The following is a 12,577-nucleotide window of genomic DNA, read 5'->3' as shown; positions in this document are numbered from 1 at the left end:
GGGGTTCTGGGTGCGTATTGGGAGGATCAATCATGGCAAGTGTTGAACAATTGCGCAGGCGGGAAGGAGTGAACTTGGTCCAACTCGAGGCGGACATTGCATCGGTACGCTCGGGAAGCTCTATTACTTCCATTGCTTTGCCCGATTACGTCGAGCACACCGCGGGCGTGACGCGCGTCGGCGCGCTCAGTGCAGAGGCGGTCGTTCGGGACTATGAGTCCGCTGCAAAAGAGATCGAGGCGATGGGCACCGAGTTGATCGACGCCGCGCAAAAATGCGAGGCGCTGACAGCCCAGGTCCATGATGCGATCGCCTTCATGCGAGAAACGGCGGCGGGGTATCGTGAAGAGGGACGGAAGATCTTCAAGCGCATCGAAGAATGCGCGCTGTTCACCGAAGACGTCCGCAAGACATGCGAACAGGTCAAGCGCAGGATGGTCGAAGTCTCGGTAGGCCCATCGTCCGAAGAGGAGTTTGCGTCGCAAGAGCCCGAGCTGAGCGGGATCGCCGCCAAGGTGTCGATGAGCGAGATACGGTGAGGCGGGCGTAGATCGTAGCTCGTAGGATGGGTTGAGCTCTTGCGAACCCGTCGTCGCGCGCAGCGTCGATGCGTATCGCTTCCGTCGAGCTACGGCGGACAAGTCGCTCCACTCATCCTACGGTCTGCGAATCCATCATCTAACCGCCGTCATCCGCCGCAAGGCGCAGAAATTGCCGCTTCATCGCGTTGACCCTGGCGATGTAGCTGGCGACGAGGTGATTGCCGCAGCGCTCGCCGGCCATCATCTGAAAGTGGCGGCGCGCGTAGGCTGTGGCGGGACCTGCGCCGCACAGATGAATGAAGGCGGCTAGATCCTGCTTTTGCTGCGCGGTGGCCTTCACATCGCCCGCGCGGGCGAGAACATCAGCCACATTGCGGTCCAGATACACCGATGCCAGCTCGATGGCGTGGCTCGGGATGGCGCGAACATAGAGGCTGGTAAACCCGCAAGCAGTCTCCGTGACCGCGTTGCCGCGGATACAGAACCGCGCGGCCTCGGTGATGGCCGGATCGGTCATCTGGAAGAGGCCGACGGCGCTGGAGGCGGGCCGGTAGATCGCGAGGGGATTGAGGCTCAATCGCCAGCGCCAATAGGTGCGCGCCACCGGATTGCCTGAACTCTCGACCTGCGCCAGCGCGGCCAGCAATTCGGGCGTGATCGCATCGGTGGAAAGCTTGCGGAACAGCGGCCCGTATTGCCGCCAAGTTCCGGCTGGTTCCTTGTCGAGCGCGTTGCCGACAAGGACAAACAGCTCGGTCGGCTTGCGGACCATTTGATAGACGATGTTCAGAAGCGCGATGGCCGCGAGCAGCATCGCCACGCCGCCCGCGATCCGAACCATTCGCGGCGCGCGGGCGAATGTGTTTCGCGCCCACCGGGCGCCCCGCCGGACACGGCGAAGGCGAGGGAGAGGGCGCTTGTGTTTTCCTGGCATGGGTCCTGGCGGAGTGGGCCGCGCGTCGGCGTCAACTTGGTCGAGGTCAAAATGTGAGTATTGTCAATAGCCTATCCAGCCACACCGTGACCCGAGTTAACGATGAAACGGACGCCGGTTGAGGCTTTCTCCGAATGGCACCATATTGCGGAGATGTTGAAAGATGCGTTCGAGAACCTGACTGCAGCCATTACGACGATCAACACGCCGATGCCTGACAGCATCGACGAAGGCACTCTACTGGCATGTCTGAAGGGGGAGATTTCCGAGCGAAAATGGCGCGTGTACGTGCAAGCATTGTTCGACGAGGTCGATGTTTCCGTCATCCACAATCTCGTCGTTGATCATATCGTGACGTTCGACGAGTTATTGAAGGCAATCGACGCCTGGCAGGTCACGGAGTCCGAGAATGAAAGATGGGTCAGGGAGATGGCTTCCTTCGAGGTGGGAAGATCTCCTGCAGAAGGCGCTGATCGCACTCGATAGTCTGGAGGGGGGCGCCGGACCGTGGACGTTCGGCGGTGGCACTGCCCTGGCGCAGATCCTGGGTCATCGGATCAGCTACGACGTCGATATTTTCCTGGATTCAAGCACCGCCTTGAGGAACCTCGCGCCAAACATGAACCCGGTGACGAAGTCGCTTTGTGATACGTGGCAATGGCCAGGCAAGTACCTGAAACTCATCCTGCGCGACGTCGGTGAAATCGATTTTCTGAACGCCCCGTCGTACACCGGCAATCCGACATATGAACTGAAACTTGGTGGGCGTTCTATTGCGGCGGAGCGGCCTGCAGAAATCGCGACCAAGAAACTGGTCTATCGCGCATCGACATACACGCCGCGCGACGCCTTCGATCTTGCTGCGATCCATTTGTATGATCGTTCAGCGCTAGGCGAGATCGCGCAATCTCCGGCAATCACCCATCAAGTCGTGTCGTCCGCGCTGAACCGGTTAAATCTCGCGAAGCACCAGTATCAATCGGACATGAGAAGCCTGATCAACGCGACTCCGCTGGGCGAGGAATTCATCGACAGATCCTGCGAAATGGCTTTGGAGGCCCTCGCGGAGATCAGGAATCTTATTCCCGAAAATGAAACCGAGCCAACTTCGAAGGATGGGTAGAGCGTAGCGAAACCCATCAATAGCCGTCATCGTAGGATGGATTTCGCTACGCTCTACCCATCCTACACGCTAGAAGCGACATCATGCATCGTGAAGCGTGCCGTTCCTGAGACGCGGATCGAGCTGCCCGCGGTCTCGCCGATCTCCGCGCGGATCAGCGATCTCATTCCCATGTCTTCGCCCTGGACGATGTCGATGGCGCCGCCATGCGGCCAGCCGATGTCGCGCAGATAGCCGGCGAACGCGGCGGCGGCGGCACCCGTCGCGGGATCCTCGACGACACCGCCGGCGGCAAACGCGTTGCGGACGTGGAAGAGTTGCGGCGTCTCCATGGTCACCAGCGCGACGGTGACCAGCCCTGCCTTTTCCATCAGGGCTCGGCCTCGTTCAAAATCATAGGTCATGCGTGCGAGCGCTTGGCGCGACTTCAGGGCGAGCACGACATGATCGGCACCACCGTGAATCCTGGCGGGCGGGATTTTTGGGTCGAGATCGTCAATGGTGTAGCCGAACAGATCGAGAAGCCCGTCACGGAGCGTCGGATCGACCGGCGCGCTGCGCGTCGGCGGCGATTGCAGCGCCGCCGCAATGGTGTTGGCGTCGCGGCGACCCGACACGGAAATGATCGCATCGTTCAAATGCAGCTCGAAGGTCCGATCGCCGTGCCGGTGTGCCAGCGCTGCCCCCAAAGCGATGGTCGCATGTCCGCAGAACGGCACTTCCATCAACGGCGAAAAGTACCGAACGCGCCACGCGCCACCCTGCGGCGCAGCAAAGGCGGTTTCCGAGAAGCCGACCTCGGCTGCAATCGCCTGCATCTGCGATGCATCGGGCAGCGCGTCGCCGATCCAGACGCCGGCGGGGTTGCCGCCTTTGTTGCCGTCTGAGAAGGCTGCGATACGGAGCACTGGGATCATGGGCGCGGCTGGCTCATTATGAACATTCGTTCAGGGGAACGGGGCTGGGCTCATTTCGTTGCATTGAGGGGGATATTGCGAGGAGGACGACATGAAGTCAAAGATCATCGCGCTCTCTGCTGCTATTCTCATGGCCACAGCACCAGCCGTGTTTGCTCAGGGCGTATCGAGCAAGACGCCGGGCCAAGAGATGCAGCAAATGGGTTCTAAGACGGGCGAGCCGGGCGCTTCCAGCTACGCTCCTGGACACAAGAAGCACCATGCGACGCACCACGCCAAGGCCTCGAAAAAGACCAGCGCCGGCGCGTCCACTTCCGCGCCCGGCCAAACCACCGGCACGAGCACAAAGTCTCAAACCACGGGCACGAGCACGACGCCAAAGTCGGGCACGAGCACGACGCCAAAGTACTGACGGGCACAACAGCAACCCGCCATTCGTGAGACCCGAATGGCGGGCTACGCCCTCGGCTAATTCCGGCTCTGCCAGATTGATGGGTATCGCTTCCACCTTCGCGCGTTGAGCGACGGCGGGCTACGCTTCCTGCAAAGGAGGATCCGATGAAATCGCTTTTGCTGCTCACGGCGAGCGGTCCGTTGCTCATTCTCACATCCCACGAGTCCCTGCACGACCAGAAGCTCCTTGAGGTGCTCAGACACAAGGGGATCCGCAAGTTCGTCGCGTTCGAGGTTCCCTTGTCGCTCGCCAAGGCGCGCTACGGCGGGCACTTTCAAGCCGTCGAAAGCAATCTGCAGGAGACCGATGATTTGAGAATCCTCGACTTCGACGGCCAGCGCATCTTTCAGCTCTTTCGTTTTGATGAGCTGGGTACACCAATCCTGAAAGAACCGTCGTGATTCGGTGATTGTCTTGCGGCAAGATCCGTTTTCGCGAAACCCATCATGCCGTTACAGCGGCGAAAGTGATCCAAATCGACAGGCCAGTTAAGTGCACTGTCACCGCAATCCACCGTAATCCGGAATAGCAGTTGTCGTTAGTGACGTGTTGCGCGGATTTCGAGCGTCGTCTGGGTGAGCCTGGCCACGAACCCCTCAAAATGCATGACCCTTTGTCTGGTCAATTGTTCATGCAACTCGGCGATCTTCTGAGATTCGGCGATCAACGATTCGCACACCTGTTTCGCGTACTCCATCTGAAGCTCAAAGGCCTCGACGGGTGAGCGCGCCGTCGCGAGCTTTCCCAGGAAGGTCCAGGCGTGCTCAAGCGACGTCCTCGTGTAGTCGCTATAAGCATCGGCAATCGCCTGCGTGCTGGCCTGGGAGGGTTCCACCGGTGCGACGGGCGCGCTTGCAGCGATCTCTATCCCGGAAGCCTCGCCCGGCAAGGCTGCAGCCGAGGGTATCTGCGCACTGATCTCTCGGCTCGTCTCTTGCCTTATCTCTTGCTCGGTCTCGTGCTCGGTTTCTTGCCTGTTCTCTTGGCTCATCTCCGCCGAGGCATCCGGCAATTGATGCGCTGCAGTTGCGTGTTGCTCGCCGGCCCCGGTCCGTTGCCCGCCCTTCTTCTTCCCGCCGCGCCGACCGGATTTTCCCGTTGGCTTATTTTCGATCGCACTCAACATTGCAAATGGCTCCTGAATATCGCTGAAGCCGCAAGCCTCCGTCGTGTTTGCGCTGAAATCGCGATTGTGGGTTGTCGCTTGCGTGGCGGCCATGTGGTGAGATTTTGCCGGGCATCGGCAAGGCCATCCATGCTCGCCCATCCGCGTCATCGATCTCGTCGTTGGCGAGATCGATGAGGGAGCGCTTGGTCGTTCTGTATGCAGTCCGCGCGAGCGCGGCAGTCAATTGAGCGGACTATCACCATAATTATCTACAAGTTGAATGCACTGTCACCGTAATTCCGTAATTCCAAATTGGTCAGCTAATTAAGTGCATTGTCACTTTAATAAATTAAGTGCACTGCCACTTTAATCGAAAACGTTATTTCTGGCGAAAACGGGCGGGGCCAGGTCCATCTTTGCCCGCACCTTGTTATATTTCGTGATTGAACTTGTGTAACATAATTTAATTAATTTAAATTTCAGCGACGATTTAATTTTAGGAATGATTTAATTTCAATGCTAGAACCATCAGGGGTCGCCGAGCCGGTTCCACCTTGGGGACGAAATCGCTGTGGTGAACGCGCAGCTCAATCGCCCGTTACGCCGGCATGTAGGCCGCCATATAGGGAGGGTCTAACCATGAGTGGCCTCCATAATACCCAGACTTTCCCGGCGGCCCCGCGATGGGCCGATCTCTTCAAATCAGGCAATGTCCCAGGGGCGGGCAGTTCATGCTGTGGAGCGGATGCTGCTGCTGTTGTTCTTCGCCACCGTTTAGAAGCGTTAGCTTCTCAGCTTGCCGAACTGGGGGCCCTTCGCGAACGAGTGCATCAGGCTGAGCAGAGGATCGGGCCAAAATGCACCCAACGAAACGAGACGATACCGGCCTCTGAAGAAGCGCGCGCGTTGGCACCTGCACGATTAATCGCGGATTGAGACGCGCGGATACACAAGCGAACTTCGCGCTGCCCGAAGCAATTGGAGGCAGATGTGCTCAGATCGGTGATCAAGTTTACTGTCGTAGCAACGTTGCTGATGACCCTGATTGCTCCTCCCGTAATCACCCAGGCCTTTGGCCACGGGAGCGGTGGGGGCGGGGGAGCTGGCGGTGGTGGTGCTGGTGGCGCTGGAGGTGCGGGAGCTGGTAGCGGTGGTGCCGGTGGTGGCGGTAGCGCGGGAGCTGGCAGCGGCGGTGCCGGTGGCGGCGGTGGTGCAGGAGCTGGCGGTGGTGGTGCTGGTGGCGCTGGTGCTGCGGGAGCTGGTAGCGGCGGTGCCGGTGGCGCGGGAACTGGTAGCGGTGGTGCCGGCGGCGGTGCGGGAGCTGCCAGCAGTGGTGCCGGTGGCGGTTATGGTGGGGGCGATCCTTATGCCGGTGAATACGGTTTGCCTTACCCGAACTGGCTGGGCACGCAGATCCAACGGAGCAAGGCTTGGTCTGTTGATGGCCGGCTTCGTGACGGTGCTTTTTATCCGTTCCGCGAACGCGCGCCCCGGCCTCGGTGGGATATGCGGAGACACGCGACGCCCGCTCCTTACCTCCACAAGGTTCACAAGGCTCAGCGGACGAAGCTCAAGCCGCACGAACCAATGCGGAAGATGCTGTCGGATCAGAAACCTGTGCGGCCGCTTGGAACCCCATTGGGCGCGCGTCCCCCGGGAAATGATGATGCGACGGCTGCCAGCCCACCGGTCAATCGCGCGCGGGATGAAGTTCAAGTCGCGCCACCATCCGACATCGAGCGCAAAGGCGAGCAAACGATCGGCGCGGCACCGGCAGATGCCTCGGCGGATGTCGTTCAGGTCACTCCGCCACTCGTAAGCGAGCGCAAAGCCGAGCAGACGATCGGCACGGCACTGGTAGGTGTCTCGGCGGATGTTGTTCAGGTCACGCCGCCGCGCATGATCGAACACAATGACGCGTCGATAACCAGATCACTCGACGGGTCGCTAGTGATGATGATGGTACTCGTGGCACTCGGCTTTATCACGTCATTGCTATTTCGCCGTAGCTATGCCGAACGCGTCTTAGCCTTTGCTGCCATGCGCAGCTCCGAAGCGCGAGCCGACGATGCTCGCCCAGTCAACTTACGGTCTCCACCGCAAATCGAAGCCGATCCCAATCCCTTATCTAGTCTAGAAGCGTCCGTGAAAAACGTCCTCAACACAATTAGGGAGGCTGAAGCCGAGATGGCTTCCTCACGACAGCTCCGAAAGCCCGCGTGAAGCCGAGCTAGCTCCCATCATGAACTCCGCAGGTCGCCTTGAGCTGAGGCAGGAACGCAATTACGGCGACAGGTGCATTCAAATTGATCAGCCAATTAAGTGCACTACCGTAATCTCCACTGTCCTGATGTGTCATAAAAGACGGATTGCTCATAGCCTGCGGCGTTCCAGGCTAAATTGGCTATCGGGAATGCGATAGACTCCGCCGTCGTGCCCAAATCCTCGATCAGGACGTCCGGGCACAGGATTTCCGGTGCGTCAAAAGGGACCTCACGTTCATATCCCCATTGCCTGCCACTCCCCATGAATCTGCCCTGCATGTTCAGCAGAGAGAGCATTGCAATGATCGGTGCATCTATTTGAAGTGTCTTATACAGTTTTACGGCGCCGCGTATCACACTCTGTATGCGTTCGTCGAAGTGTTGACCCGGCAAGAAGTTGTTGCCTTGTACATTCCATGGTGGAACGTGTTCAATTGCCTCGATCTTGCCGTCGCGGAAGAGTTGGACGTAGCTCGAAACCGCTCCTTTATCAACGTGAGCGGATGCAATGTATCCATCCAGGTTCACTGTAGTGCGCCCGCCTGACTCCAAGATCGACATCAAGGCAGCTGTGTCCCTCTTGAGTGGACTAAGATCGACTGCGGCTTCTGCTGCGAATGTTCTGGTAGGGACCAAGTGTAGAAGGATCTTCGATCCGGCCGGTAACTTGGCAGAACCTGTGTTGGAGATAATCTTCGCGAGGCGGTCCGCGCGAAAGGCTCTGACGCGATCAGTCAGCTCGGGCCCATAGCGAAATGCAAGGCGAAGAGCGTCAATATCTAACTGGTATTTTCCGTTTGAAGCGCGGCCAAAAAACCGAAATGAACCGGGTTGTCCGATCTGGTGGGGGCCGTTCCAACTCTTCGGAATTCGCATCGCAATGGCAGACTTGCCTGAACTTAGTGGAATAGCCCGTGTCGATATTCCAGTGATCGTGGGCCGCGCTCCGGTCCTGACGATTTGTTCAAGCCTCAGTATCTCCTGGTCCATATTGGATGCACTGACGCCGGGCAGCGCTGTCGGAATGCCGTTTGACTCCGCAATGCCAAACAAGATCTCGCCTCCAGCGGTGTTTGCAAAGGAAGATACGTCGGCCAGAAACTCGTACCGCTCTTTGTCGCCTGCACCGACAACGTCCTGCTTGTATTCTAGAATTGTATTTTTAGGGATTTTCTGCGCGATCAATGCGGCGAGATCGGATTCCGCAATAGCTTCAAATCTTAGGGCCAATAACGACATTGATGGATTCCGAGCGGTTAACTTTGCGAAAGCGCCCGATGACGAACGTTGATGTTGCCGGGCGCAGTTTAGTTCTTGGTTGAAGAGCCTGTCGGTGCGTCCGGAAGTGTAAAGGATTGTTGTAAAAAAGGAGCGGCCTTTCGGCCGCCCTTCGTGGATACCTGGGACAAGCCCCAGGCCTAATCATTGTCGCGATTTACCCCTCACGAACACCCCGTCGTGCTGCCGCACGTGTCGCACTTCATGCAGGTGCCATTCCGCACCAGCGTGAAGTTGCCGCACTCCGAGCACATCTCGCCTTCGTAGCCCTTGGCCTTGGCTTCCGCGCGGCGCTCGGCCTTGGAGGGCACTGCGGTTTGCGCGGTGCCGGCCTTGCTCCACTGCAACTGCTCGAGCTTCTCGGTGGGCGAGAGGTCGTGGCTCACTTCCTGCTTCAGCGCGACCGCGCCTTCCAGGACGTCGCCGGCACGGCTGGCGCCGTGCGAGGCCAGCGACGTCACCTTGGAGCCGCCGGCCGGCGCGCTGTCGTTGCCTTGGGCGACGGCGGTCGAGCCGCCGCGCATCACGACGAGATTGTCGGTGCGCGAGCGGGTGAGGCCGCGCGACACCAGCTTGGTGGCGCGGTGGTTCGCGTCTTCGTCCGGCTCCTTGCCTTCGTCGACGCCCTTGCCGAGCGCGTCGAAGCCGGTCTCGCTGGGATCGACATGGGCGAGGTCGAAGCGGGACAGGTAGCTCACCGCCAGCTCGCGGAACACGTAGTCCAGGATCGAGGTGGCGTACTTGATGCTGTCGTTGCCCTGCACGGGGCCCGCTGGCTCGAAGCGGGTGAAGGTGAAGGCGTCGACATATTCGTCGAGCGGCACGCCGTATTGCAGGCCGAGCGACACGGCTATGGCGAAGTTGTTGATGAAGGAGCGCAGCGCCGCGCCTTCCTTGTGCATGTCGATGAAGATCTCGCCGATGCGGCCATCGTCATACTCGCCTGTGCGGAGATAGACTTTATGCCCGCCGACCACCGCCTTCTGGGTGTAGCCCTTGCGGCGATCCGGCATCTTCTCGCGCTCGCGCATCACGATGATGCGCTCGACCAGCTTCTCGACGATCTTCTCCGAGACCTGGGCGGTGCGCGCGGCAAGCGGCTTGTCGTAGAGCTGCTCGACCGCATCGTCCTCGTCCTCATCATCGCTGATGAGCTGCGAGTTGAGCGGCTGCGACAGTTTCGAGCCATCGCGGTAGAGCGCGTTGGCCTTCAGCGCCAGCTTCCACGACAGCATGTAGGCGGACTTGCAATCCTCCACCGTGGCGTCGTTCGGCATGTTGATGGTCTTGGAGATCGCGCCCGAGATGAAAGGCTGCGCCGCCGCCATCATGCGGATGTGGCTCTCGACCGACAGATAGCGCTTGCCGATCTTGCCGCAGGGATTGGCGCAGTCGAACACCGGATAATGTTCTGCTTTGAGGTGGGGAGCTCCCTCCACCGTCATGGCGCCGCAGATGTGGACGTTGGCCGCCTCGATCTCGCGCTTGGTGAAGCCGACGGCCTGGAGCAGGTCGAAGCCGGGGGCGGCAATGGCTTCAGCGCCGATGCCGAGCTGGTCGCGGATGAAATCCTCGCCAAAAGTCCATTTGTTGAAGGCGAACTTGATGTCGAACGCGGTCGGCAGCGCCTTCTCGACCTTGGCGATGGCTTCATCGGTAAAACCCTTGGCCTTCAGCGTCGAGGCGTTGATCCCGGGCGCGTTGGAGAGCGAGCCGTGGCCGACGGCGTAGGCCTCGATCTCCGCGATATCGCTCTCGCGATAGCCGAGCGTGCGCAGCGCGGCGGGGACCGCGCGGTTGATGATCTTGAAGTAGCCGCCGCCGGCGAGCTTCTTGAATTTCACCAGCGCGAAGTCGGGCTCGATGCCGGTGGTGTCGCAATCCATCACAAGGCCGATCGTGCCGGTCGGCGCGATCACCGTGGTCTGGGCGTTGCGATAGCCGTGCTTCTCGCCGAGCTCGAGCGCGGCATCCCAGGCCGCCTGCGCGTGACCGACGAGATCGGGTTGCGGGCAGGAGACGAGGTCGAGCGGCACCGGGTTGACCGCGAGCGCCTCATAGCCGTTGGACTGGCCGTGGGCGGCGCGGCGGTGGTTGCGGATCACGCGCAGCATGTGCGCGGCGTTCTTCTTGTAGCCCGGGAAGGTGCCGAGCTCGGATGCGATCTCCGCCGAGGTCTTGTAGGTGATGCCGGTCATGATCGCGGTCAGCGCGCCGCACAGCGCGCGGCCTTCCTTACTGTCATAGGCAAGGCCCATGGTCATCAGGAGGCCGCCGATATTGGCGTAGCCGAGGCCGAGGGTGCGGAACTCGTAGGACAGCTCGGCGATCGCCTTGGACGGGAACTGCGCCATCATCACCGAGATTTCGAGCACGAGCGTCCACAAGCGGCAGAGGTGCTCGTAGCCCTCGACGTCGAAATGCTTCGTGCTGGCGTTGTAGAACGTCAGCAGGTTGGCGGAGGCAAGATTGCACGCCGTGTCGTCCAGGAACATGTATTCCGAGCACGGATTGGAGGCGCGGATGTCGCCGGACGCCTTGCAGGTGTGCCAGTCGTTCATGGTGGTGTTGAAGTGCAGGCCCGGGTCGGCCGACGCCCAGGCGGCGTAGCCGATCTTCTCCCAGAGGTCGCGCGCCTTCAGCGTCTTGGTGATCTTCTTGGTGGTGCGCCCGACCAGATTCCAGTCGCCGTCGGTTTCGACGGCGCGCAGGAAGTCATCCCGCAGCGAGACCGAGTTGTTGGAGTTCTGGCCGGAGACGGTGAGATAGGCCTCCGAATCCCAGTCGGTGTCGTAGACGTCGAACTGGATGTCCTTGTAGCCTTGCTTGGCAAACTGGATGACGCGCTTGATGTAGTTGTCGGGCACCAGGCTGCGGCGCGCGAGCTTGATCTCGCGGCGGAGCGCCGGGTTCTTCTCGGGGTCGAAACAGTCGTCGCCCGAACCTTCGCAGTTGACGCAGGCCTTCAGCACCGCCTTGAGGTGCTTCTGGTTGATCTTGGATCCGGTGACGAGAGCCGCGACCTTCTGCTCCTCCTTCACCTTCCAGTCGATATAGGTCTCGATATCGGGGTGATCGACGTCGACCACGACCATCTTGGCCGCGCGGCGGGTGGTGCCGCCCGACTTGATCGCGCCGGCAGCGCGGTCGCCGATCTTGAGGAAGCTCATCAGGCCGGATGAGCGGCCGCCGCCGGAAAGCTTTTCGCCTTCGCCGCGCAGGCGGGAGAAGTTGGAGCCGGTGCCGGAGCCGTATTTGAACAGGCGCGCCTCGCGGACCCAGAGGTCCATGATGCCGCCCTCGTTGACGAGGTCGTCGCCGACGCCCTGGATGAAGCAGGCGTGCGGCTGCGGATGCTCGTAGGCCGATTTCGACTTGGTCAGCTTGGCGGTGAAGGGGTCGACGTAATAATGGCCCTGGCCGGGACCGTCGATGCCATAGGCCCAGTGCAGCCCGGTGTTGAACCATTGCGGCGAGTTCGGCGCGACCATCTGCATGGTCAGCATGTAGCGCAGCTCGTCATAGAAGGTCTGGGCGTCTTCGTCGGAGGTGAAGTAGCCGCCCTTCCAGCCCCAATAGGTCCAGCAGCCGGCGAGGCGGTCGAACACCTGTTTTGCGCTGAGCTCGCTGACATAGCGCTCTTTCTCAGGGAGAGCGGCGAGGGCCTCGGTGTCCGGCACGGAGCGCCACAGGAAGGAGGGGACGGATTCCTCCTCGACCTTCTTCAGGCGCGCGGCGACGCCCGCTTTACGGAAATACTTCTGGGCCAGCACGTCGGAGGCGACCTGCGACCATTCGGTCGGCACCTCGACGTTCTCAAGCTTGAACACCACCGAGCCGTCGGGATTCCTGATCTCCGACGTGGTCAGCCGGAAATCGATTCCCGCGTAAGGTGACTGTCCCTGGGTGGTGTGGCGCCGCTCAATCCGCATGGTCTTGCCCCGTCCTAATTGTGAC

At 60.4% G+C, this 12,577-nt stretch carries 11 protein-coding genes; 6 read left to right on the top strand and 5 right to left on the bottom strand.

Features of this window, described 5'->3' with window-relative positions; translation table 11 throughout:
• Window positions 1–32 precede the first annotated feature (32 nt).
• Window positions 33–539, top strand: coding sequence for a hypothetical protein (locus GWG65_RS22265; protein WP_275197716.1), 507 nt, complete (start codon window positions 33–35; stop codon window positions 537–539).
• Between the two features lie 139 nt (window positions 540–678).
• On the opposite strand, the gene GWG65_RS22260 is transcribed toward GWG65_RS22265, so the two are convergent.
• The gene (locus tag GWG65_RS22260) at window positions 679–1,476 is read right to left on the bottom strand and encodes a transglycosylase SLT domain-containing protein (protein WP_275197715.1); all 798 of its coding nucleotides are present in this window, start codon (window positions 1,474–1,476) and stop codon (window positions 679–681) included.
• 102 nt (window positions 1,477–1,578) lie between these two features.
• Here GWG65_RS22260 and GWG65_RS22255 point away from each other — a divergent pair, with 102 nt between their 5' ends.
• Both GWG65_RS22255 and GWG65_RS22250 read left to right on the top strand, forming a co-directional pair.
• Complete coding sequence (locus GWG65_RS22255; RefSeq protein ID WP_275197714.1) at window positions 1,579–1,962, top strand: hypothetical protein; 384 nt, start codon at window positions 1,579–1,581, stop codon at window positions 1,960–1,962.
• Window positions 1,886–2,599: a nucleotidyl transferase AbiEii/AbiGii toxin family protein gene (locus GWG65_RS22250; RefSeq protein ID WP_275197713.1), complete on the top strand. Its 714-nt coding sequence runs from the start codon at window positions 1,886–1,888 to the stop codon at window positions 2,597–2,599. The genes GWG65_RS22255 and GWG65_RS22250 overlap by 77 nt, the downstream gene beginning before the upstream one ends.
• A 62-nt stretch (window positions 2,600–2,661) precedes the next feature.
• On the opposite strand, the gene GWG65_RS22245 is transcribed toward GWG65_RS22250, so the two are convergent.
• Window positions 2,662–3,513, bottom strand: coding sequence for a PhzF family phenazine biosynthesis protein (locus GWG65_RS22245; protein WP_275197756.1), 852 nt, complete (start codon window positions 3,511–3,513; stop codon window positions 2,662–2,664).
• Window positions 3,514–3,607: 94 nt separating this feature from the next.
• Between GWG65_RS22245 and GWG65_RS22240 the strand changes: the two genes are divergently transcribed.
• Complete coding sequence (locus GWG65_RS22240) at window positions 3,608–3,928, top strand: hypothetical protein (protein WP_275197712.1); 321 nt, start codon at window positions 3,608–3,610, stop codon at window positions 3,926–3,928.
• A 146-nt stretch (window positions 3,929–4,074) separates the two neighbouring features.
• Window positions 4,075–4,371 (top strand): cytosolic protein, encoded by a 297-nt coding sequence (locus GWG65_RS22235; RefSeq protein WP_275197711.1) that lies wholly within the window; start codon window positions 4,075–4,077, stop codon window positions 4,369–4,371.
• Window positions 4,372–4,508: 137 nt separating this feature from the next.
• Here the strand turns inward: GWG65_RS22235 and GWG65_RS22230 are convergent, their stop codons facing one another.
• On the bottom strand, window positions 4,509–5,189 hold the full coding sequence (locus GWG65_RS22230; RefSeq protein ID WP_275197710.1) for a phasin family protein: 681 nt from the start codon (window positions 5,187–5,189) through the stop codon (window positions 4,509–4,511).
• A gap of 997 nt (window positions 5,190–6,186) precedes the next feature.
• Between GWG65_RS22230 and GWG65_RS22225 the strand changes: the two genes are divergently transcribed.
• A complete protein-coding gene (locus tag GWG65_RS22225; RefSeq protein ID WP_275197709.1) occupies window positions 6,187–6,897 on the top strand; it encodes a hypothetical protein in 711 nt (236 codons plus the stop codon).
• 508 nt (window positions 6,898–7,405) lie between these two features.
• On the opposite strand, the gene GWG65_RS22220 is transcribed toward GWG65_RS22225, so the two are convergent.
• Window positions 7,406–8,581: an ATP-binding protein gene (locus GWG65_RS22220; protein WP_275197708.1), complete on the bottom strand. Its 1,176-nt coding sequence runs from the start codon at window positions 8,579–8,581 to the stop codon at window positions 7,406–7,408.
• A gap of 203 nt (window positions 8,582–8,784) precedes the next feature.
• Complete coding sequence (locus tag GWG65_RS22215; RefSeq protein ID WP_275197707.1) at window positions 8,785–12,552, bottom strand: vitamin B12-dependent ribonucleotide reductase; 3,768 nt, start codon at window positions 12,550–12,552, stop codon at window positions 8,785–8,787.
• Between the last annotated feature and the right edge of the window lie 25 nt (window positions 12,553–12,577).

This window comes from Bradyrhizobium sp. CSA207 (assembly GCF_029051685.1).
GTDB lineage: Bacteria > Pseudomonadota > Alphaproteobacteria > Rhizobiales > Xanthobacteraceae > Bradyrhizobium.
This window is presented reverse-complemented; position numbering and strand designations above follow the sequence as displayed.